The sequence below is a fragment of the Streptomyces himastatinicus ATCC 53653 genome (genome assembly GCF_000158915.1).
Taxonomy (GTDB): domain Bacteria; phylum Actinomycetota; class Actinomycetes; order Streptomycetales; family Streptomycetaceae; genus Streptomyces; species Streptomyces himastatinicus.
This window is the reverse complement of the sequence record NZ_GG657754.1, coordinates 7,025,588-7,047,939: the sequence shown is the minus strand read 5'-3', so window position 1 is coordinate 7,047,939 and position 22,352 is coordinate 7,025,588. Positions and strand designations below refer to the sequence as shown.

18 protein-coding genes and 2 tRNA genes are annotated in these 22,352 nt (G+C 68.7%); 5 read left to right on the top strand and 15 right to left on the bottom strand.

Going from position 1 to position 22,352, the window contains the following annotated elements:
* Positions 1–60: 60 nt before the first annotated feature.
* The 9 genes from mrdA to SSOG_RS29570 all read right to left on the bottom strand — a co-directional run bounded on the left by mrdA (position 61) and on the right by SSOG_RS29570 (position 12,204).
* Complete coding sequence (gene mrdA / locus SSOG_RS29610; RefSeq protein WP_009717941.1) at positions 61–2,208, bottom strand: penicillin-binding protein 2; 2,148 nt, start codon at positions 2,206–2,208, stop codon at positions 61–63.
* A gap of 103 nt (positions 2,209–2,311) precedes the next feature.
* Entirely contained in the window at positions 2,312–3,031 is a 720-nt protein-coding gene (gene mreD / locus SSOG_RS29605; protein ID WP_039941929.1) for a rod shape-determining protein MreD, read from the bottom strand.
* A gap of 6 nt (positions 3,032–3,037) precedes the next feature.
* Complete coding sequence (gene mreC, locus SSOG_RS29600) at positions 3,038–3,979, bottom strand: rod shape-determining protein MreC (RefSeq protein WP_009717939.1); 942 nt, start codon at positions 3,977–3,979, stop codon at positions 3,038–3,040.
* A 152-nt stretch (positions 3,980–4,131) separates the two neighbouring features.
* Positions 4,132–5,151 (bottom strand): rod shape-determining protein, encoded by a 1,020-nt coding sequence (locus SSOG_RS29595; protein WP_039941926.1) that lies wholly within the window; start codon positions 5,149–5,151, stop codon positions 4,132–4,134.
* 318 nt (positions 5,152–5,469) lie between these two features.
* Complete coding sequence (gene ndk, locus SSOG_RS29590) at positions 5,470–5,883, bottom strand: nucleoside-diphosphate kinase (RefSeq protein WP_009717937.1); 414 nt, start codon at positions 5,881–5,883, stop codon at positions 5,470–5,472.
* Positions 5,884–5,972: 89 nt separating this feature from the next.
* Positions 5,973–6,326: a DUF4233 domain-containing protein gene (locus SSOG_RS29585; RefSeq protein WP_009717936.1), complete on the bottom strand. Its 354-nt coding sequence runs from the start codon at positions 6,324–6,326 to the stop codon at positions 5,973–5,975.
* Between the two features lies 1 nt (position 6,327).
* A complete protein-coding gene (folC, locus tag SSOG_RS29580; protein WP_009717935.1) occupies positions 6,328–7,848 on the bottom strand; it encodes a bifunctional tetrahydrofolate synthase/dihydrofolate synthase in 1,521 nt (506 codons plus the stop codon).
* 78 nt (positions 7,849–7,926) lie between these two features.
* On the bottom strand, positions 7,927–9,390 hold the full coding sequence (locus tag SSOG_RS29575) for a peptidoglycan D,D-transpeptidase FtsI family protein (protein ID WP_039938990.1): 1,464 nt from the start codon (positions 9,388–9,390) through the stop codon (positions 7,927–7,929).
* A 180-nt stretch (positions 9,391–9,570) separates the two neighbouring features.
* Complete coding sequence (locus SSOG_RS29570; protein WP_009717933.1) at positions 9,571–12,204, bottom strand: valine--tRNA ligase; 2,634 nt, start codon at positions 12,202–12,204, stop codon at positions 9,571–9,573.
* A gap of 121 nt (positions 12,205–12,325) precedes the next feature.
* On the opposite strand from SSOG_RS29570, the gene SSOG_RS29565 reads away from it, so the two are divergent.
* The 3 genes from SSOG_RS29565 to SSOG_RS29555 all read left to right on the top strand — a co-directional run bounded on the left by SSOG_RS29565 (position 12,326) and on the right by SSOG_RS29555 (position 15,224).
* The gene (locus SSOG_RS29565; protein WP_039938989.1) at positions 12,326–13,255 is read left to right on the top strand and encodes a hypothetical protein; all 930 of its coding nucleotides are present in this window, start codon (positions 12,326–12,328) and stop codon (positions 13,253–13,255) included.
* Positions 13,256–13,287: 32 nt separating this feature from the next.
* On the top strand, positions 13,288–14,292 hold the full coding sequence (locus SSOG_RS29560) for a hypothetical protein (RefSeq protein WP_009717931.1): 1,005 nt from the start codon (positions 13,288–13,290) through the stop codon (positions 14,290–14,292).
* A 77-nt stretch (positions 14,293–14,369) separates the two neighbouring features.
* A complete protein-coding gene (locus SSOG_RS29555; RefSeq protein WP_009717930.1) occupies positions 14,370–15,224 on the top strand; it encodes a hypothetical protein in 855 nt (284 codons plus the stop codon).
* Positions 15,225–15,313: 89 nt separating this feature from the next.
* On the opposite strand, the gene clpX is transcribed toward SSOG_RS29555, so the two are convergent.
* From clpX to SSOG_RS29530, 5 genes are all read right to left on the bottom strand, one after another.
* The gene (gene clpX / locus SSOG_RS29550) at positions 15,314–16,600 is read right to left on the bottom strand and encodes an ATP-dependent Clp protease ATP-binding subunit ClpX (RefSeq protein ID WP_009717929.1); all 1,287 of its coding nucleotides are present in this window, start codon (positions 16,598–16,600) and stop codon (positions 15,314–15,316) included.
* Positions 16,601–16,783: 183 nt separating this feature from the next.
* Positions 16,784–17,440 (bottom strand): ATP-dependent Clp protease proteolytic subunit, encoded by a 657-nt coding sequence (locus SSOG_RS29545; protein ID WP_039941924.1) that lies wholly within the window; start codon positions 17,438–17,440, stop codon positions 16,784–16,786.
* A gap of 61 nt (positions 17,441–17,501) precedes the next feature.
* On the bottom strand, positions 17,502–18,116 hold the full coding sequence (locus SSOG_RS29540) for an ATP-dependent Clp protease proteolytic subunit (RefSeq protein WP_009717927.1): 615 nt from the start codon (positions 18,114–18,116) through the stop codon (positions 17,502–17,504).
* Positions 18,117–18,405: 289 nt separating this feature from the next.
* Positions 18,406–19,857, bottom strand: a complete 1,452-nt coding sequence (tig, locus tag SSOG_RS29535; RefSeq protein ID WP_009717926.1) for a trigger factor — start codon at positions 19,855–19,857, stop codon at positions 18,406–18,408.
* A 154-nt stretch (positions 19,858–20,011) separates the two neighbouring features.
* Positions 20,012–20,088 (bottom strand) — tRNA-Pro (locus tag SSOG_RS29530).
* Between the two features lie 150 nt (positions 20,089–20,238).
* Between SSOG_RS29530 and SSOG_RS29525 the strand changes: the two genes are divergently transcribed.
* Positions 20,239–20,312 (top strand) — tRNA-Gly (locus SSOG_RS29525).
* 54 nt (positions 20,313–20,366) lie between these two features.
* Here the strand turns inward: SSOG_RS29525 and SSOG_RS29520 are convergent.
* Positions 20,367–20,561, bottom strand: coding sequence for a hypothetical protein (locus SSOG_RS29520; protein ID WP_009717925.1), 195 nt, complete (start codon positions 20,559–20,561; stop codon positions 20,367–20,369).
* Between the two features lie 598 nt (positions 20,562–21,159).
* Between SSOG_RS29520 and SSOG_RS29515 the strand changes: the two genes are divergently transcribed.
* The gene (locus SSOG_RS29515; RefSeq protein WP_039938987.1) at positions 21,160–22,341 is read left to right on the top strand and encodes an acyltransferase family protein; all 1,182 of its coding nucleotides are present in this window, start codon (positions 21,160–21,162) and stop codon (positions 22,339–22,341) included.
* Positions 22,342–22,352: the final 11 nt, after the last annotated feature.

The following is a 22,352-nucleotide window of genomic DNA, read 5'->3' as shown; positions in this document are numbered from 1 at the left end:
TGCGCCAGGTGCCGCGCTCGGGGGTGAAGCGGGGGACGGAGTAGCCGTGGGTGGACGCGCTCACTGCTGCGCACCTCCCCGCCGCCGGGTCTCGCCGAGCAGGGCGAACGGCTTGCCCACCGGCTGGGCCTCGATCGAACCGTCGGAGGAGATCTTGGGGAGGTCGGTCTGCGGCTTGGGCAGCAGCGCCTTCTTCTCGTTGATCTTGCCCTTGCCGTCGACCCCGTACAGCGCGTTGTAGATCTTGCGCACGGCCGGACCCGAGGCGCCGGAGCCGGTGCCGCCCTGCGAGATCGTCATGACGACCGAGTAGTCCTTGGTGTACGTCGCGAACCACGAGGTGGTCTGCTTGCCGTAGACCTCCGCGGTACCGGTCTTGGCGTGCATCGGGATCTTGTCCTGCGGCCAGCCCTGGAACCGCCAGGCGGCGGTGCCCCGGGTGGCGACGCCCGCGAGCGCCTTGTCGATCCGTTCGTGGGTGTCGCCCTTCATCGGCAGCTTGCCGTGGGACTTGGGCTTGATCTCCTGGATGTGCTTGCCGTCCGGGCTGATGATCGCCTTGCCGACGGTCGGGTCGTAGAGCGTGCCGCCGTTGCTGATCGCCCCGTAGATGGTGGCCATCTGGATCGGGGTGACGAGGGTGTCGCCCTGGCCGATCGAGTAGTTGACGGAGTCACCGGCACGCATCTTCATGCCTTCGAGGCAGTTCTCATAGGAGAGCCGCTGGGTGTAGTTCCCGTCCTTCTTCCCGTTCTTGCACCAGGCGTCCTTGTTGGCCTTCCAGAAGTCCTTCTTCCACTGGCGGTCCGGGACCCGGCCGCTGACCTCGTTGGGGAGGTCGATGCCGGTCTTCTTGGCCAGACCGAACTGGTGGGCGGTCTTGTAGAACCAGTCCCCCGGGTGCTTCTTGGGCTTGTTGCCGCCGTCCTTCTTCCACTGCTCGTAGGCGAGCCGGTAGAAGACGGTGTCGCAGGAGACCTCCAGCGCGCGGCCGAGGCTGATCCCGCCGTGGCTCTCGGACTCGAAGTTCTTGAAGACCTGGCCGCCGATGTTGAACGAGCTGGAGCAGGCGTAGGGGCCGTCGAAGCCGTACCCGGCGTTGACCGCCGCGGTCGTCGGGATCACCTTGAAGATCGAGCCGGGGGCCGCCTGGCCCTGGATCGCCCGGTTCAGCAGCGGGTAGTTGCTGTCCTTGCCGGTGAGCTTCTTGTAGTCCTTGCCGGAGATGCCGCCGACCCAGGCGTTGGGGTCGTAGGCCGGGTTGGACGCCATCGCCACCACCCGGCCGGTCTTGGCCTCCATGACGACGACCGAGCCGGAGTCCGCCTTGTACTTCGTGCCGGTGTTCCGGTCGTACTGCTTGCGGGCGTCCTTCATCGCCTGGTCCAGCTCTTTCTCCGCGACCGACTGGACGCGTGCGTCGAGGCTGGTGACGACGTTGTCACCGGGCCGCGCCTGCTGGCTCTCGCGCTGGCCGATGACGCGGCCGAGGTTGTCGACCTCGTAGCGGGTCACCCCGGCCTTGCCGCGCAGCTTGCTGTCGTACTCGCTCTCCAGCCCGTTGGAGCCGACCTGGTCGGAGCGGAGCAGCGGCGACTTGGTGTGCTCGGCCTTCTTGATCTGCTCATCGGTGACCGGCGAGAGGTAGCCGAGCACCTGGGCGGCGTTGGAACCGGCCGGGGCGGCGTAGCGGCGCACGGCGGTGGGCTCGGCGCTGATCCCGGGGAAGTCCTCTTCGCGCTCGCGGATCTGGAGCGCCTGCTTGGCGCTGGCCTCGTCGGTGATCGGGATGGGCTGGTACGGGGAGCCGTTCCAGCAGGGCTGCGGGGTCTCGGCGTCGCACAGCCGGACCTTGTCCTTGACGTCCTTGGGCTTCATGCGGAGGACGCCCGCGAGCCGGGTGAGGACGGCCTCGCCGTCGTCGGGCTCCTTCATCAGCGCCGTGCGGCTGGCGGAGACCACGAGCCGGGTCTCGTTGTCGGCGAGGGGCACCCCGCGGGCGTCCAGTATCGAGCCGCGCACGGCCGGGTGGACGACCTGCTGGACGTGGTTGTTGGCGGCCTTCTCGGTGTATTCGTCGCCGTTGCGGATCTGTAGGTACCAGAGACGTCCGCCGAGGGTGAGCAGGAGCGAGAAGACGAGGATCTGGATGGCGACGAGGCGGACGGTGACCCGGGGAGTCCGTCCGGTCTCCGGGATATTGCTCATGGCGCTCCGTGGAGGGTGGAGGCGGGAGACGGGAGGGCTGCGGGCGACCGGAGGGCGGTGACGGCCGGCGGAAGAGCGGCGGGGGCCGGCGGGAGGGCGGTGCTCACAGGCGCTTGACCCCCTTGAGCTTGATACGGCCGCCCTTGATGCGGCCGGTCCGCTTCGCCTTCGTCAGCAGGCCGCCGCCCTGGCCGCCGAACCGGGCGGCCCGGCCGGGGCGACGGAACCGGCTCATCCGGCCGGCCCGGACGCTGCCCGCCGAGGTGATCCAGCGGGTGCCGCCCTCGGTGCCGGTGCCGCCGGTGCTGTCGGCCATCCGGTCGTTCTCCCCGCGTCTGGCCAGCCCCATGATCAGCGGCACCGTGAAGGGCGCCAGCAGCAGGTCGTAGAGGGCGGCCGTGAACAGCAGCTGGCCCAGGCCCACATGGCGGGCCGCGTCGTCGCCGACGAGGATGCCGACCCCCGCGTACAGCAGCGTGGCGCCGATGGCCGCCGCGACGACCACCGCCATCGGCCCGGCGGCCGACCGGAGCTGGCCGCTCTCGGGCTTGGCGAGCCCCGCCAGATAGCCGACCACGCACAGCACCAGGGCATAGCGCCCGGCGGCGTGGTCGGCGGGCGGGGCGAGGTCGGCGAGCAGCCCGGCGCCGAAGCCGACCAGGGCGCCGCCGGTGTGGCCGTAGATCAGCGCGAGGCCGAGGACGACGAGCAGCAGCAGGTCGGGGACGGCGCCGGGGAGTTGCAGCCGGGCGAGGACGCAGATCTGGACGACGAGGGCGACGACGACGAGGACGGTGGACAGGAGGACACGGTTGAGACGCAGCATCGGTCAGCTCCTGTCGGCCGGGTTCGTGGCGGTGGCGGAGGGGGTGGCCGTGACGGTGACCGTGGGCGCCGGCTTGGGTTTCGCGGGCTTGGGCGGCAGCACGGTGTCGCGCGGGTTGGAGCGCGGCGGCTGGACGACCACGCCGACGATGTCCAGCCTGCTGAAGCGGACGTAGGGGCGCACCTGGAGGGTGCGGGTGAGGTCGCCGCCGGTGGGGTCGACGCGGACCACCTTGCCGACCGGGACGCCGGGCACGAACGGCTTGTCGGCCTGGGAGCCGAAGGTGACGAGCCGGTCACCCTTCTTGATCTTGGCCTTGCCGTTGAGGAGCTGGACGTGCAGGGAGCGGTCGCCGCGGCCGGTGGCGAAGCCCAGTTCGCTGGACTTCTCCATCCGGGTGCCGACGGTGAAGTCGGGGTCGATGGCGAGCAGCACGGTGGAGGTGGTGGGGCCGACCGTGGTGACCCGGCCGACGAGTCCGTCGCCGTTGATGACGGTCTGGTCGCGCTGGATGCCGTCGTCGCTGCCGACGTCGAGGGTGACGGTCCAGGAGAAGCCCTGGGAGGCACCGATGCCGATGACCTCGGCGCCCTTGATGCCGTACTGGCCGGTGCCCGCGACCCGGCGCAGCTTGTCGAGTTCGACGGAACGGGCGCGGTTGCGGTCGTCGCTGCCGAGCCGCTGCCTGAGTCTGGTGTTCTCCTGCTCCAGTTGACTGATCCGGTTGTGCCGCGTGTCGGAGTCCCGGATGGCGGCGACGGCGTTGCCGACCGGATCGACGGCGCTCGCGACGCCGCCCTCCACCGGGCCGAAGGCGGAAGCGGCGGCCTGACGGGCGCCGTCGAGGGGCGAGTCCTCGCCGCCGCGGATGTCCACCGTGATCAGTGCGAACGCGATGGCGATCAGCAGCACCAGGAGCAGCCGGCTCTCTCGTGTGTCCCTCACGTGCGGCGACGTGCCTTCCTCGTCGAAGTCGGACCGGTCCCGATCTCGTTGTGGCCGTCCGGTCCTTAAGGAGCCTTATGCCTGTATATCAGCGGATCCGCCGATGCGCCGTACGGGCGACACACCGCCCGCACGGCCGATCCGCCTGGTTGTCATCTGCGCGGCTGGGCGTCCAGCACCTGCTGGAGCGCCTCGAATTCCTCCACGCACTTGCCGGAGCCGAGGGCGACCGAATCCAGCGGATCCTCGGCGATGTGGATGGGCATGCCCGTCTCGCGGCGCAGCCGCTCGTCGAGGCCGCGGAGCAGCGCGCCGCCACCGGTGAGCACGATGCCGCGGTCCATGACGTCGCCGGACAGCTCCGGCGGGCACTTGTCGAGCGTGGTCTTGACCGCGTCGACGATGGAGTTGACCGGCTCCTCCATGGCCTTGCGGACCTCGGCGGCGGAGATCACGACGGTCTTGGGGAGCCCGCTGACCAGGTCACGGCCGCGGATCTCGGTGTGCTCCTCTTCCTCGCTCTCGAACGCGGAGCCGATCGTGATCTTGATGTTCTCGGCGGTGCGCTCGCCAAGGAGGAGGCTGTACTCCTTCTTGATGTGCTGGATGATCGCGTTGTCCAGCTCGTCGCCGGCCACCCGGATGGACTGGGCGGTGACGATGCCGCCGAGCGAGATGACGGCAACCTCGGTCGTACCGCCGCCGATGTCCACCACCATGTTGCCGGTGGCCTCGTGGACCGGGAGACCGGAACCGATGGCCGCGGCCATCGGCTCTTCGATGATGTGCACCTGGCGGGCGCCCGCCTGAGTGGACGCCTCGATGACCGCGCGTCGTTCGACTCCGGTGATTCCGGACGGAACGCACACGACCACTCGGGGCCGGGCCAGATAGCGGCGCTTATGGATCTTCAGAATGAAGTACCGCAGCATCCGCTCGGTGATCTCGAAGTCGGCGATAACGCCGTCCTTGAGCGGACGCACGGCGACGATGTTGCCAGGGGTGCGGCCGATCATCTTCTTTGCCTCGGCGCCCACGGCGAGAATTCCGCCGGTGTTGGTGTTGATGGCGACGACGGATGGCTCGTTGAGGACGATCCCGCGGCCCCTGACGTACACCAGCGTGTTGGCGGTCCCGAGGTCGACAGCCATGTCACGGCCGATGAACGACATGTTGTTCCCCATGAGGATACGTCAGGCCTTCCCTGCTGGAGCGATTGCTTGCTTGAGGTCGGCAGGATGTGGTGCGCTGCGAGCGCGGAAGCTTCATCGTAGTCACGCCCGCGCGAACACGCTGCGGGGGTCCTCCGCCATTGTCAGCAGAACACGAGCCCGCCCCCTCTAATGGTGACGTCGTGTCGCGGAGATGCGTTCCCCCGATCGGCCCGCATATGCCAAGAGGCGGCCGAGAAATTCGACCGCCCCCAGGTCAGCAGGGGTGTGACCAGCTGATGATCGATCAGAGCGAGATCAAGCCGAGATCAGGTGGGATCAGGCGAGACCGGGAAAGAAAATCTTGATTTCCCGCTCTGCCGACTCTTCGGAGTCCGAGGCATGGATCAGATTTTCCCGAACGATGGTGCCGAAATCGCCACGGATGGAACCGGGCGCCGCGGCGATCGGGTCGGTCGGCCCGGCCAGCGCCCGGACACCCTCGATCACGCGCTCGCCCTCGACGACCAGCGCCACGGCCGGCCCGGAGGACATGAACTCGACCAGGGGCTCGTAGAACGGCTTGCCGACATGCTCGGCGTAGTGCTGCTCCAGCAGCTCACGGCCCAGCCGGCGCAGCTCGAGGGCGGAGATCGTCCAGTCCGCCTTCTGCTCGATCCGGCCGAGAATCTCGCCCACCAGTCCGCGTCGTACGGCGTCGGGCTTGAGAAGGACGAGCGTGCGCTGGCTCACGGTGCGGGCTCCTTTGGCAGTGGCATAGAAAGAAGTGGCATGCGGGTGAAGCTGTGCGGCTGAGGCTACATGGGTGATCGTCGGCCACGTCACGCAGCGTCAGGCGAGGCGGCGGAGGCCGCGGCGAACCGCTCCTTCGCCTGGTCGACCTTGCGGCCGAAGTGGACCGAGGCCCACCACAGCGCGGCGAAGACCACGCCGAGGAAGAACATGGTGGTCACGACGAAGCCGCTCAGCACCAGCCCGATCTGGAGGGCCCAGCCGATCTGCACCGCGCCGGGACGGCTCAGCATCCCGCACAGCAGTACACACAGTGCCATGGCGATACCGCAGACCGTCCACACGGTCCCCATCGACAGGCCGGACACCTTCATCGCGACCAGCCCGGCGAAGCCGATCACGAAGAACTCACCGATCAGAGTGGAGGCGCACAGCGTCCGCATTTCAGCCCTTTCCCAGAAGCAGCCGGGCCTCGCCGACCGTGATGACCGACCCGGTGACCAGCACCCCCGCACCAGCGTATTCGCCCTCCTCCTCCGCGAGGGTGATCGCGGCTTCCAGGGCGTCGTCCAGTCGGGGCTCGACCTGTACGCGATCGGCGCCGAATACCTCGACCGCGAGCCCGGCCAACTCATCGGCGTCCATCGCGCGATGGCTGGAATTACGGGTCACCACGATCTCGGCGAAAATCGGCTCAAATGCCTCCAAAAGCCCACGAACGTCCTTGCCGTCACTGGCCCCGACCACGCCGATGAGCCGACTGAAATCGAACGCCTCGGTGACCGCCTCGGCCGCCGCCCGGGCGCCACCGGGGTTGTGCGCGGCGTCCAGCACCACGGTCGGGCTGCGGCGCACCACCTCCATCCGGCCCGGAGAGCTGACCGAGGCGAAGGCGGAGCGGATGGTGTCCAGGTCGAGCGGCCGGGCGTGCTGGGAGCCGACGCCGAAGAACGCCTCGACGGCGGCCAGCGCCACCGCCGCGTTGTGCGCCTGGTGGGCGCCGTGCAGCGGGAGGAAGATCTCGGGGTACTCGCCGCCGAGGCCGCGCAGCGTCAGCAGCTGGCCGCCGACCGCCACCTCACGGGAGACCACCCCGAACTCCATGCCCTCGCGGGCCACCGTGGCATCCACCTCGACGGCGCGCTTGAGCACCACGGACGCGGCCTCCACGGGCTGCTGCGCGAGCACCACCGTGGCGTCCTGCTTCACTATCCCGGACTTCTCGGCCGCGATCTCCTCCGGAGTGGTACCGAGCCGGTCGGTGTGGTCCAGGGAGATCGGCATGATCACCGCGACGTCCGAGTCGATCACATTGGTGGCGTCCCACGAGCCGCCCATGCCGACCTCGACGACCGCGATGTCCACCGGCGCGTCCGCGAAGGCCGCGTACGCCATGCCGGTGAGCACCTCGAAGAACGACAGCCGGTACTCCTGCCGGGCGTCGACCATCTCGATGTACGGCGCGATGTCCTGGTAGGTCTCGATGAAGCGCTCGGCGGAGATCGGCGCCCCGTCCAGGCTGATCCGCTCGGTGACGGACTGCACGTGGGGGCTGGTGTAGCGGCCGGTGCGCAGCTCGAAGGAGCCCAGCAGCGCCTCGATCATGCGGGCGGTGCTGGTCTTGCCGTTCGTCCCGGTGATGTGGATCGAGGGATAGGCCCGGTGCGGCGAGCCGAGGATATCCAGCAGCCCTTCGATGCGCACCAGCGAGGGGTCGAGCTTGGTCTCCTCCCACCGCGTGGCCAGCTCCGCCTCCACCTCGCGCAGCGCGCGGTCCACCTCGGGGTCGGAGGGACGAGCCGGGATGCCGTCGCCCTCCGGCGGGCCGGACTGCGCGCGCAGCGTGCGGCTGCCGGCCTCGATCACCGCCAGATCGGGGTCGCGGTCGGTCTCGGCTCCGACGATCTCGTCGAATTCATCCGGGTCGTTCTGTTCGTCCGGTTCGTTCTGGGGGCGCTCGCTCACACGGACCAGTCTACGAGCCACCCCTGACAGGCCGAGGAAGCGCCCACGCCATCGCGAAGCGACCCCTCAGGACGGCCCTCAGGAGGCCGCCCCGCCGTCCACGGCGGCGGACATCATCGACTTGGCGATCGGCCCGGCCAGGCCGCCACCGGAGATGTCCGCGCGCGGTGCGTCGCTGTCCTCGACCACCACCGCGACCGCGACCTTGTGGCCGCTGCCGTCATCCGCGTAACTCACGAACCACGCGAAAGGATTACCGCTGTTGTTCTCGCCGTGCTGCGCGGTTCCGGTCTTGCCGCCGACCTCGACCCCGGGGATCTTCGCGTTGGTGCCCGTGCCCTTCTGCACGACCGTCTGCATCGCCGACCGCAGCTCCTTCGCCGTGGACTCCGACATCGCCTGAGTGAAGGTCTCCGGGTCGGTGCGGTCCAGCGCACCGGCGCTCCCGTCCGTCGTACGGTCCACCTCGTACGGCTTCATCAGCTTGCCGTCGTTCGCGATCGCCGAGGAGACCATCGCCATCTGGAGCGGGGTCGCGGTCACGTCGAACTGGCCCATACCGCTCAGCGCCGTCTGCGAGTCGTCCATCCCGCTCGGGTACACGCTCTTCGCGGCGCGCACCGGGATGTCCAGCTCCGAGCGGTCGAAGCCCAGCTTCTTGGCCTCGGCGCCCAGCTTGGACTCGCCCAGGTTCACGGCCATCTTCGCGAAGACCGTATTGCACGAGTACTGGAGGGCCGTACGTATCGTCGCGTTCTTACAGGGCGCCGACGCGTTCTCGTTCTTCATGTCGGTGACCGTGCCCGGCAGCCGGTACGGGTCCGGGCTCTTGGTCGGCTCGTCCACCGACGAGTACAGCCCGTCCTCCAGGGCGGCCGCCGCGACCACCAGCTTGAACGCCGAGCCCGGCGGATACGTCTGGCGCAGCGCCCGGTTCAGCATCGGCTGATCCTTGTCCTTGGACAGCTTCAGCCATGCCTTCTGGTCCGAGGTGCCGGACCCGGAGAAGGCACTCGGGTCGTACGAGGGCGTACTGGCCAGGGCGAGCACCTTGCCGGTCTCCGGGTCGAGCGCCACGGCCGCGCCGGTGTTGTTCCCCAGCCCCTTGTACGCGGCCTTCTGCACGGCCGGGTCGATCGTGGTCATCACGTCGCCCGGCTTGGACGGCTCCCGGGTGAGCGCCTCGAGGGGGTTCTTCAGCCGGCTGTCGGACCCGTCGAGCACGGTCCGGTCGAGGGCCTCCAGCTGATTGCTGCCGTACGACTGGGAGGCATAGCCGGTGACCGGCGCGTAGACCTTCCCGTCCTGATAGGTCCGCTTGAACTTCAGATCGCCGGTGGTGGCGGTGGAGCCGGTGATGGGCTTGCCCCCAGCCATGATGTTGCCCAGCGGGTTCGCGTACTGACTGATGGCCGTGCGTTCGTTGTGGGAGTTGTCCCGGAAGCCACTGCCCTCCACCGCCTGGACATAGGTGACCCAGGCGAGCAGGAGCAGCACGAGCAGCAGGGAGAAGACCGAGGCGCGCCGCAGCGGTTTGTTCATGGGAGGGGGGAGCTCCTTCCGGGACGTACGGGTGGATAACTCCCGGAAGGCTGCTACGGGTTCCCGACCGAACCCATCGATGGGCTTCCCCCGGGCCACTGTGGGACATCGCACACCGGGCCGGGAAGCGCGGAGCGCCCCCGCTGTGGAGGACGGGGGCGCTCGGGCACCGGTCGGGGGTCAGCCCTGGGGCAGGGACGCCAACTGCGCGGTGATCCTGGCGATGTCGGCCTCGGCGGTCGTCTGCCGGACGCGGATCTTCTCCACCACGTGGTCGGGCGCCTTGGCCAGGAACCCTTCGTTGGACAGCTTGGCCGTCGTCTGCGCCTTCTCCTTCTCCGCCGCGGCGAGATCCTTGGCCAGCCGCTTGCGCTCGGCCTCCACGTCGATCACGCCGGACAGGTCCAGGGCCACGGTCGCGCCCGCCACCGGCAGCGAGGCGGTGGCGGTGAAGCCCTCCCCGGCCGGCTGGAGGCGCAGCAGGGAACGCATCGCGTCCTCGTGCGCGGCGAGCGAGGTGCCGGACAGCTCGAGCCGGGCCGGAACCTTCTGGCCCGGCTGGAGGCCCTGGTCGGCGCGGAACCGGCGGACCTCGGTGACCACCTGCTGAAGGTTCTCGATCTCCCGCTCGGCGGCCTCGTCACGGAAGCCGCTGTCCTTGGGCCAGTCGGCGATGACGACCGACTCCTGACCGGTGAGCGCGGTCCACAGCTTCTCGGTGACGAACGGGACCACCGGGTGCAGCAGCCGCAGCGTGACGTCGAGGACCTCGCCGAGGACGCGCCGCGAGGCGTCGGCCTCCGCGCCGCCCTTCTGGAAGGTGGTCTTGGACAGCTCGACGTACCAGTCGAAGACCTCGTCCCACGCGAAGTGGAAGAGCGTGTCCGAGAGCTTGGCGAACTGGTAGTCGTCGTAGAACGCGTCGACGTCCGCGACGACCTCGTTCAGCCGCGACAGGATCCAGCGGTCGGTGGCCGACAGCCGCTCGGGGGCGGGCAGTTCGCCCTCGACCGTGGCGCCGTTCATCAGCGCGAAGCGGGTCGCGTTCCAGATCTTGTTGGCGAAGTTACGGGACGCCTGGACCCAGTCCTCGCCGATCGGCACGTCCACGCCGGGGTTGGCGCCGCGGGCGAGGGTGAAGCGGACGGCGTCGGAGCCGTAGGCGTCCATCCAGTCCAGCGGATTGACCGCGTTCCCGAAGGACTTGGACATCTTCTTGCCGAACTGGTCGCGGACCATCCCGTGCAGGGCGATGGTGTGGAACGGCGGGGTGCCGTCCATCGCGTACAGGCCGAACATCATCATCCGGGCGACCCAGAAGAAGAGGATGTCGTAGCCGGTGACCAGGACCGAGTTCGGATAGAACTTCGCCAGGCTGTCGGTCTGCTCGGGCCAGCCGAGCGTGGAGAACGGCCACAGGCCGGAGGAGAACCAGGTGTCCAGGACGTCACTGTCCTGCGTCCAGCCTTCGCCGCTCGGCGGCTCCTCGTCCGGTCCGACGCAGACGACCTCGCCGTCCGGCCCGTACCAGACGGGGATCCGGTGGCCCCACCACAGCTGGCGCGAGATGCACCAGTCGTGGAGGTTGTCGACCCAGTCGAAGTAGCGCTTCGACATGTCCTCCGGGTGGATCTTCACCCGGCCGTCGCGGACGGCGTCGCCCGCCTCCTTGGCCAGCGGGCCGACCTTGACCCACCACTGCATGGACAGCCGCGGCTCGATCGTGGTCTTGCAGCGCGAGCAGTGGCCCACGGAGTGGGCGTACGGGCGCTTCTCGGCGACGATCCGGCCCTCGGCGCGCAGGGCGCCGACGATGGCGCTGCGCGCCTCCAGCCGGTCCAGGCCCTGGAAGGGGCCGTGCGCGGTGATCACCGCGTGCTCGTCCATGACGCTGAGGTTCGGCAGGCCGTGGCGCTGCCCGATCTCGAAGTCGTTCGGGTCGTGGGCCGGGGTGACCTTGACCGCGCCGGTGCCGAACTCCGGGTCGACGTGCTCGTCGGCGACGACCGGGATGCGGCGGCCGGTGAGCGGCAGCTCGATCTCGGTGCCGACCAGGTGCCGGTAGCGGTCGTCGTCGGGGTGGACGGCGACCGCGGTGTCGCCGAGCATCGTCTCGGCGCGGGTCGTGGCGACCACGATCGCGGTGTCGCCCTCGCCGTACCGGATGGACACCAGCTCGCCGTCGTCGTCCTGGTACTCCACCTCGATGTCGGAGATGGCCGTAAGACAGCGGGGGCACCAGTTGATGATGCGCTCGGCGCGGTAGATCAGCTCATCGTCGTAGAGCTTCTTGAAGATGGTCTGGACGGCCTTGGACAGCCCGTCGTCCATGGTGAACCGCTCGCGGTTCCACGCGACGCCGTCGCCCAGCCGCCGCATCTGGCCGGAAATCTGCCCGCCGGACTCGCCCTTCCACTGCCACACGCGCTCGACGAACGCCTCGCGGCCCAGGTCGTGGCGGGAGACGCCCTCCTTGGCCAGCTCGCGCTCGACCACGTTCTGGGTGGCGATACCGGCGTGGTCCATGCCCGGCTGCCACAGCGTCTCGAAGCCCTGCATCCGCTTCCGGCGGGTGAGGGCGTCGATGAGCGTGTGCTCGAAGGCATGGCCCAGGTGGAGCGATCCGGTCACGTTGGGCGGCGGAATAACGACGGTGTACGGATCCTTGCCGCTCTTGGCGTCCGCTTCGAAGTAACCGCGCTCTACCCAGCGCTCGTACAACTGCCCCTCTACGTCGGCCGGCGCGTACTGGGTCGGCAGTTCAGGGTGGCTGTTCGGCCCGCTGTCGGGGCGCTGCTGAGAGTTCTCGGTCACCCCCGCAGTCTAAAGGGCCGCCGGACTCCGTTACGAACCCGTTGCGGCCCCGCCGCAACGCCGCCGGAGCGCGTCGGGAAGGATGTTCAGGACCTGTCATGCCGCATCTAGGAGAGGCACGATGAGCTATCAGCAGCCGCCGCCGCAGCCCGGTCCCTACGGGGCACAGCCGGGCCCTCACGGCGCCGGCCAGCCGCCAGTGCCGAATCCGTATGCCCAGCCCAGCGGCTACGGTCACCCGCAGCCGACACAGCCCGGGCAGCCCGGAGGCTACGCGGCGCCCCCTCCGTACAACGCCGGCGGCCCGTACGGCTCCCCGGCGAACCCGTACGCCCAGCAGCCCCCGCAGGGCCCGCAGCCGGGCCAGCCGCAGCAGGGCTTCTACGGCGGTCAGCCGACGCCGCCCGCCGCGCCCGGTGGCCGTGGCAAGGGCCGGACCATCGGCATGGCAGTGGGTGCGCTGGCGGTCGTGGGCGCGCTGACGGCGGGCGGGTTCCTGCTGTTCGGCGGCGACAGCGGCCCGTACAAGCTCACGACCCCGAAGACGGTCGCGGAGGAGTACCAGCGCCAGGGCAGCGGCACGGACGACGGCGATCTGTCGGCCGCGGGCAAGAAGGACCTCCAGCAGGTCCCGGTGGTCAAGGATCCGCACCTGGTGGCGGCCGACTACCAGACGGACGGCAAGGAGATGCTGAAGTTCACCGGTGTCTGGGGCGAGGTGACCGACCCCGAGCGGGGCGCGGACCTCGCGCTCGCGGTCATCGTCAAGGCGCTCCAGGACAACGGCACCGCGCAGGCGAAGGGAACCCCCCAGGAGTTCTCCCCGGACGGCTTCGACGGGGACGTCATGAAGTGCCAGTCCCTGAAGTTCACATCGGATCAGGGATCCATGGAGGCACCCGCGTGCGTCTGGGGCGACAAGAGCACCCTCGGCGTCGCGGTGATGGCGGACCCGGCGGGGGCCGTTCTCGGCGGCAGCATGTCGCTGGAGGACGCCGCGGAGCTGACCGCCAAGGTGCGTGAGGACGCACGCGTCGAAATCGACAACTAGCAACAAGAGCACAACCTAACGAGGGAAAAAGCATGAGCTACAACCAGCCGGGCCCCTACGGCCAGCAGCCCCAGCAGCCGGGTCCGTACGGACAGGGCGGTGCCGCCGGCCAGCCCGGCTACGGCTACCCGCAGCAGCCTCCCCAGCAGCCCGGTCCGTACGGACAGCAGCCGCAGCCCGGCTACGGTCAGCCGCAGCCCGGTCAGCCGGGTCAGCCCCCGAACCCGTACGGCCAGCCGCAGCAGCCGCCGTACGGTCAGCAGCCCTACGGACAGCAGCCGTACGGTCAGCCGGGCATGCCGGGGCCGTACCAGCCGGGCCCGGGCCAGGGCGGCGGCAAGAAGAAGGGCCTGGCGATAGCCATCGGCGCGGTGGTCGCGGTGGCCGCGGTGATCGGCGGCGTCATGGTGTTCAGCAGCAGTGACGGCGGCAGCACCGAGGTCGCCGACGACGGCAAGCGGTACAAGCTCACCACCCCGCAGACGGTGGCCACCGAGTACAGCAAGCAGGATGGCAGCGACGACTCGATGACCTCCAGCGACACCAGCGACTTCGAGAAGTTCGGTGTGCAGAACCCGAAGGGCGCTGGCGCGAACTACAAGGCCGGCTCCGGGATGAGCGTGAAGCAGCTCCAGTTCAAGGGCGTCTGGGGCGAGGTGAAGGACCCCGAGACGGTCGTCGACGGCGCCTTCTCGAAGATGGCGAACGAGGCCACCAAGGACCCGTCGACCGACAGCAGCGGCGGGAAGGCCGAACTGGTCGGCAGCCCCGAGAAGGTGACCCCCGCCGGGACGGACGACGCCGTCATCAAGTGCCAGAACGCCAAGTTCACCCCGGGTTCCGGCTCCAGCGCAGGCGGCGTGGGCAGCAAGGGCTTCACCGTTCCGATCTGCATGTGGGGCGACCACAGCACGGTCGGCTTCGTGATCGTGTCCGACGCCGCCTCCGTGCTCTCCGGTGGGGGCATGTCGGTCGACGAGGCCGGGGGCATCACCGCGAAGGTCCGCAAGGACGTCCGCGTCGAGATCCCCAAGTAGCCGAGACCCCACGTAGGCGGTTCCGCACCGCCCCCGTCCATACGCCGCCCACCGTCCGGAGGGATACCACCACACCCATGAGCCACAACCAGCCACCGCCGCCGCCCGGTCCCTACGGCGGCGGCGGGCCCGGCCCGTACGGGGGTGCCCAGCCCAATCCGTACGGCGGGGGGCAGCAGCCGTCCGCGGAGCCCAACCCGTACGCCCAGAACCCGGGTTACGGCTATCCGCAGGCACCCCAGCCGGGGTACGGCTACCCGCAGCAGGCGGGTCCCTACGGACAGCCCGTGCAGCCGGGCTACCCGGTGCCGCCCGGCCCCGCGCCGGGCCGCAATCGCACCAAGATCATCGCGATGTCGGCGGCGGGGCTCGTGGTGGTGGGGGCGATCGTCACCGGTGTCGTAGTGCTGTCCGGCGGCGACAGCGGCCCCGCGCCGATGCGCCTGGTCACGCCGAAGACCCTCGACGACGGCACCTACACCCTGTCCAAGGGCACCGACGACCTGAAGGACGAGGGCACCAGCGTGCAGGGCAGCATGCCCGAGGGCGCGACCTCGGTCCTCGGGCAGTACCAGCGCGCCGACGACGAGAACTCGGGGCTCGCGTTCTCCGGCATGTACGGGGAGATCAACAACCCCGACACGGTCCGGGACCAGATGTTCAAGGGGTTCGAGGGCGGCGAGGGCTCCCCGGCGGTCGAGGAGGAGCGCAAGACGTTCCGCCCGGACGGCGCGGACGGGCCCGCCATCGACTGCGAGGTCGTGAAGATGTACGACCGGATCTACGCTCCGGCGTGCGCGTGGGCGGAGGAGACGGACGCGGCGATGGTGCTCGACGTCAACGCGGACAACACCGACGCGTCCTCCGTCGACATGGAAGCCTTCGCGAAGGTGACCGCGGGCATCTACGAGGACACCCGCAAACCCGCCTGAACCGCCCGCAGGACGCCCTGCGACCGCCTATGGCACAGGAAAGAGCCCCCGGGAACCGGGGGCTCTCTCGTCTGCGCTCTACGCGGCGCTCAGGCGCTCTTCTCGTGCCGCTCGCCCGGCTCGGTGCCGCGCGAGCGGGGCACCAGCGTCGGGTTGACGTTCGAGTGGACGACGTCCTCGGTGATGACGACGCGGGCCACGTCCTTGCGGGACGGCACCTCGTACATCGCCGACATCAGGACCTCTTCGATGATGGCGCGCAGGCCGCGCGCGCCGGTGCCGCGCAGGATCGCCTGGTCGGCGATGGCCTCCAGGGCCGGGCGGTCGAAGTCCAGCTCCACGCCGTCGAGTTCGAACAGCCGCTGGTACTGCTTCACGAGCGCGTTCCGCGGCTCGACCAGGATCTGGAGCAGCGCCTCGCGGTCGAGGTTGTGGACGGAGGTGATGACGGGGAGACGGCCGATGAACTCCGGGATCATCCCGAACTTCACCAGGTCCTCCGGCATGACCTCCTGGAACTGGTCGCTGGCCTCGATCTCGCGCTTGGAGCGGATCGTGGCGCCGAAGCCGATGCCCTTGGCACCGGCCCGCGACTCGATGATCTTCTCCAGACCGGCGAAGGCACCGCCGACGATGAACAGCACGTTCGTCGTGTCGATCTGGATGAATTCCTGGTGCGGGTGTTTCCGGCCGCCCTGCGGCGGGACCGAGGCCGTGGTGCCCTCGAGGATCTTCAGCAGCGCCTGCTGCACGCCCTCGCCGGAGACATCACGGGTGATCGAGGGGTTCTCGCTCTTGCGGGCCACCTTGTCGATCTCATCGATGTAGATGATGCCCGTCTCGGCCTTCTTGACGTCGTAGTCGGCGGCCTGGATCAGCTTGAGGAGGATGTTCTCCACGTCCTCGCCGACGTAACCCGCCTCGGTGAGCGCGGTGGCGTCGGCGATGGCGAAGGGAACGTTGAGCATCCGGGCGAGGGTCTGCGCGAGCAGGGTCTTCCCGGAGCCGGTCGGACCGAGCAGCAGGATGTTGGACTTCGCCAACTCGATGCCGTCGTCCTTGCTGTGGCTGCCGTTCTCCCCGGCCTGAACCCGCTTGTAGTGGTTGTAGACCGCGACGGACAGGGACTTCTTGGCGGCCTCCTGGCCGACCACATAGCCCTCGAGGAACTCGTAGATCTCCCGCGGCTTGGGGAGTTCCTCCCACCGCACCTCGGAGGTCTCGGCCAGCTCTTCCTCGATGATCTCGTTGCAGAGATCGATGCACTCATCGCAGATGTACACACCAGGGCCCGCGATGAGCTTCTTCACCTGCTTCTGGCTCTTCCCGCAGAACGAGCACTTGAGCAGGTCGCCGCCGTCACCGATGCGTGCCACGAGGTGCTTCCCCTTCGCCTTGGATCCGCTTTGCTCCGCGGAACCGGGTGCTTGCGCTGCGAGCTTTCCGCTTGATGTTTCCGGGGGCCGGCCCCCAGCCCTCTATGACGGTACCTTGCCGGGCCCCCGGTTCGGGCCCCCCTTGGACCGACTCGGTCCAAGGGGCGCCGGGCCGCCCGGGCTTCAGCCCAGGCCGACCGAGGTCTTACGGGTCGAGACGATCTGATCGACCAGACCGTACTCCAGCGACTCCTCGGCGGTCAGGATCTTGTCCCGCTCGATGTCGTCACGGATCTTCTCGATCGGCGTGGTGGAGTGCTTGGCCAGCATCTCCTCCAGCTGCGACCGCATCCGCAGGATCTCGTTGGCCGCGATCTCCAGGTCGGAGACCTGGCCCCGCCCCGTCTCACTGTAGGGCTGGTGGATCAGGATACGTGCGTTGGGCAGTGCCATCCGCTTGCCGGGGGTACCGGCGGCGAGCAGCACGGCCGCGGCGGACGCCGCCTGGCCCATGCAAACCGTCTGGATATCGGGCTTGACGAACTGCATCGTGTCGTAAATGGCGGTCAGCGCGGTGAACGAGCCGCCGGGCGAGTTGATGTAGACCGAGATGTCGCGGTCCGGGTCCATCGACTCCAGGCACAGGAGCTGCGCCATGACGTCGTTGGCCGAGGCGTCGTCGATCTGGACGCCCAGGAAGATCACGCGCTCCTCGAAGAGCTTCGCGTACGGGTCGTACTCCCGGACACCCTGGGAGGTGCGCTCGACGAAGCGCGGAACGACATAACGCGATTCGGCCATCGGGCCGTCGTAGAGGCCGCTGCCGGGAAAGTTGTTCATCTGGGTGTTCACCATCCTGTGGCGATCAAAGGGCTGGAGGTCGGCTACGGGACGGCGGGGCTCAGGCCCCGGTGCCGCCCCCGCCCGGAACGCCCGAGGCCGAGGCCATGACGTCGTCGACCAGGCCGTACGCCTTGGCCTCCTCGGCGGAGAACCAGCGGTCGCGGTCGGAGTCGCGGGTGATCTGCTCAACGGTCTGACCGGTGTGGAACGCGGTCAGCTCGGCCATCCGCCGCTTGGTGTGCAGCAGCCGCTCGGCGTGAATCTTGATGTCCGAGGCCGAACCGGCCAGGCCCGCGGACGGCTGGTGGATCAGGATCTCGGCATTCGGCAGCGCGAACCGCTTGCCGGGGGTGCCCGCACTCAACAGGAACTGCCCCATCGAGGCGGCGAGGCCCATGGCGATGGTGACGACGTCGTTCGGGATGAACTGCATGGTGTCGTAGATCGCCATGCCCGCCGAGATCGAGCCGCCCGGAGAGTTGATGTAGAGGTTGATGTCCTTGTCCGGGTCCGCGGCGAGCAGGAGCAGCTGCGCGGTGATCTTGTTGGCGATTTCGTCGTCGACCGGCTGGCCGAGGAAGATGATCCGCTCACCGAGCAGCCGGTTGTAGACCTGGTCGCCGAGGCCACCGCCGGTCGGCTCGCCGGCGGCGGAAGGCATCGTATTCGTCACGTATCCACCTGCTCGTCTCTGACGGCGACTGGCCGTCTCAGCGTCTTCTTCTGGGCTCGGGACGGGCCGGCCGGTGCGATCCGGCGGGCCTGCGAGACTCCCTGCCCTCGTATCTACGGACCCTAACGCGCTGGTCGGCGGGCGCCATCCCGCATCAGGAACTGTTCGCTCTGAGCGCAGGTTCCGCGGACACCGGGGCCCGTGGGCCCGGGGACTTCGCGGAACACGAACGGGCCCGGACGCGTGCAGACGTTCGGGCCCGTTCGTACGGGCTGCGGAGCGGCGAGGATCAGCCCTCGGCCTTCTCCTGCGCCTTCTCCTGCTCGGGAGCGGCCTCGGCGGCGGCCTCCGTGGCCTCGGCGGTCTCAGCGCCCGCCTCGGTGGCCTCGTCGCCCTCGGCGGCGGCCTCGACCGTCTCGGCGGTCTCGTCCTCGTCGTCCAGGTCGACGGTCTCGCCCTTGTCGTCCACGACCTTGGCGGCCTCGACCACGACCGCGAGCGCCTTGCCGCGGGCGACCTCGCCGACGAGCATCGGCACCTGGCCGCCTTCGACGACCTGCTGGGCGAACTGGTCCGGGCTCATGCCGGAGGACTGCGCACGGCGCATCAGGTGCTCGGTGAGCTCCTCCTGGCCGACGGACAGCTTCTCCTTGTTGACCAGCTCGTCGAGGACGAACTGGGTCCGGATGCCCTTCTCGGCCTGCTCCTTGAGCTCGGCGTCGAACTCCTCGGCGGACTTGCCCTGAAGCTCCAGGTAGGACTCCAGGTTCAGGCCCATCTGGCCGAGCTGGTGGTGCTCCAGATTGTGCTTCCGGGTCTGGATCTCGTCCTCGAGCAGCTTCTCGGGGATCGGCACCTCGACCAGCTCCAGGAGGGCGTCCAGCACCTTCTCCTGCGCCTGGGTGGCCTGGTCGTACTTCTTCGACTGCTCCAGCCGCTTGCGGCTGTCCTCGCGCAGCTCCTCGAGGGTGTCGAACTCGCTGGCCAGCTGGGCGAAGTCGTCGTCCAGCTCGGGCAGCTCCCGGGCCTTGACCTCGTTCACCTTGACGGAGACCTCGGCCTCCTGGCCCTGCGCGGAGCCGCCCTTCAGCTCGGAGGCGAAGGTGGCGGTGCCACCGGCCTCCAGGCCGGTCACGGCCTCGTCGATGCCGTCGAGCAGCTCACCGGAGCCGATGGTGTAGGTGACGCCCTCGGCGACACCGTCCTCCAGCACCTCGCCGTCGACCTTGGCCTCCAGGTCGATCACGACGATGTCGCCCTCGGCGGCGGCGCGCTCGACGGGGCTGGTGGTGGCGAAGCGGTCGCGCAGCTGCTCGACCGACTTGTCGATGTCCTCGTCCGAGACCTCGACGGAGTCGACGGTGACCTCGATGCCGGAGTAGTCCGGGATCTCGACCGTCGGGCGGATGTCCACCTCGGCGGTGAACGTCAGCAGCTCGTTGTCCTTGAGCTCCGTGATGTCGACCTCGGGCTGACCCAGCGGGTTCAGCTCACCCTCGTTGACCGCTTCGGTGTAGAACTTCGGGAGGGCGTCGTTGACGGCCTCCTCCAGCACCGCGCCGCGGCCGAAACGCTGGTCGATGATGCGGGCCGGGATCTTGCCCTTACGGAAGCCTGGCACCGTGACCTGCTGGTTGATCTTCTTGTACGCCGCGTCGAGGCTGGGCTTGAGCTCCTCGAAGGGCACCTCGACAGTGAGCCGAACCCGGGTCGGGTTCAGGTTCTCCACGGCGCTCTTCACGGTTCGGTCTCCTTGGGGCTGACGTGTGGTGTTCTGCTGCCTCGCACTGATGCTTCGCAGCGGATCGCGCCCGGTAAAGAAAGACACAGACGCGCAGCTTGCATAGTAACCGCAAGCATGACGCGGCCCACAACGCGATCTTGACGCCTGTGGATGGTCGGGGTGGCCGGATTCGAACCGACGACCTTCCGCTCCCAAAGCGGACGCGCTACCAAGCTGCGCCACACCCCGTCGGTGCGACACGTAGGGTACATGCCCGCGGACGCCCCGGCCGCCGATATTCCACCGGTGGGCAAGGGTGTGCGGGAAAGGGTCAGAACCCGCTACGATGCTTCCCGTGCCGCGGCCCAGGTGATCAGACCTGGGCGACGCGCGGCGCCTGCGGGCGTAGCTCAATGGTAGAGCCCCAGTCTTCCAAACTGGCTACGCGGGTTCGATTCCCGTCGCCCGCTCCACGACGTACGACGGCCCGGCCCCGGGGATCCCCCGGGGCCGGGCCGTCGGCGTATTCAGAGATTGATGTCGCTGATGGAGCTGGCGACCGAGTCGAGGAAGTCCTGGATGTTCGGCGCCAGGTCGGAAGAGGCCAGCAGAAAGCCGAAGAGCGCGGCGACGAGCGCCGGCCCCGGCTTCATCTTCCCGGCGCGGATCATCAGTACGAGGATGATCCCTACCAGCACCACCAATGACAGGGAAATGACCACAGCTGATCACGCTTCCTCGGTCGCTCATGTCTTCACCCGGCCCCGGAAGCACGCGACCTCGCACACCCCCGCTGCAACCATCGTGCCATCAACTACGGCTCCACAGCAGCAGGGTGTGGTGATCACCTGCGTCGGTGCACACCACACCCACCCTTCTGGTACCCCGTCAAAAATCCCTTACACGGGCGGACACGGGTGACACTCCCCACAATTCCGCGGGGTATCCGAGAGGTCACGTGAGAGACCGCACACGGATCAATTTTCGACCTGATCGCATAACCCGGAGGGGAATTCCGATTTCCATGAATCAGACATTCCGCCGGAGCCGCTCGGGGGGCATATGCACCATTTAAGGGGGATGAAACCCGACAGAACGGACAGTTTCGTTCCTCATATCGAACAACCGGATCGCTATGTCGACTTGATAACGGTCGGCTATCGGCCGGAGTGTGAACCGTATTACCGGGGAAGACCTGGTCGAGGTTTTACGCAATAGAGGTTTCGGCGCTATCGTGCCTCAGATGTTCCACGCTGCCATCTCTCCCCCACGCGCAGTGCGGTCCCGGGTGCTTTCCCCCAGCTCCTGGTGGGAGGGCCTGTGACCAACTCCCTGCGCCCGCACGGTTCCCAGCGGTCCCCGCTCCCCCCGGCCCGGGAGGCCGAGGCCGGGTCGTCCCCCACACCGCAGCGCGAAGAAGCAGGGCGCCAGGCGACTCAACCCGCCGCCGGCGCCCCAGCCGGGCCGAAGCCGAAGCAGCGGGACGCGTTCTTCGACAACGCGAAGTACCTCGCGATCGTGCTGGTCGCGATGGCCCACTCGTGGGAGCCGCTCACCGATACGAGCCGCACCGCGGAAGCCCTGTACATGACCGTGTACACCTTCCACATGCCGGCCTTCATCATCATCTCCGGCTTCTTCTCCCGCAGCTTCGACATGCGGCCGGACCGGCTCAAGCGGCTCATCACCGGGGTCGCGGTGCCGTACGTGCTGTTCGAGGTCGCGTACAGCTTCTTCAAGCGCTGGGCCGACGACGACCCGGGCCACCCGATCAGCCTGCTCGACCCCTGGTACCTCACCTGGTTCCTGGTCGCGCTGTTCGTGTGGCGGCTGACGACGCCGATCTGGAAGCTGGTGCGCTGGCCGGTCCCGCTCGCGCTGGCGATCGCCACCCTGGCGTCCGTCTCGCCCGACATCGGCGACGACCTCGACCTTCAGCGGGTCCTCCAGTTCCTGCCGTTCTTCGTCATCGGCCTGTGCATGAAGCCCGAGCACTTCCAGCGCATGCGCGGCCCGAAGATGCGGATGGCGTCGCTGCCGATCTTCGCGGGCGCGCTGCTGTTCGCCTACTGGGCGGCGCCCCGGATGAACTCGGCCTGGTTCTACCACCGCGACAGCGTCCAGGAGCTCCACGCCCCGGCGTGGACCGGCCCCGTGATGACCCTGGCCATGTTCGGCTGCTCGATGGTCCTCACCGCGTGCTTCTTCGCCTGGGTGCCGCGGCGCCACATGTGGTTCACGGTGCTCGGCGCCGGGACGCTGTACGGCTACCTGCTGCACGGCTTCCTCGCCAAGGGCTCCCGCTTCTGGGGCTGGTTCGACATCGACTGGCTGCACAAGCCGCTGGGTGAGATCACCGTCACCATCGTCGCCGCCTCCGTCATCACCGTGCTGTGCACCCCGCCGGTACAGCGCGCCTTCCGCTTCGCGATGGAGCCGAAGATGAAGTGGGCCTTCCGCAAGGACCCCGCCGAGCAGGCCCGTCACCGTACGGCCGCCTGACGGCTCGCAGA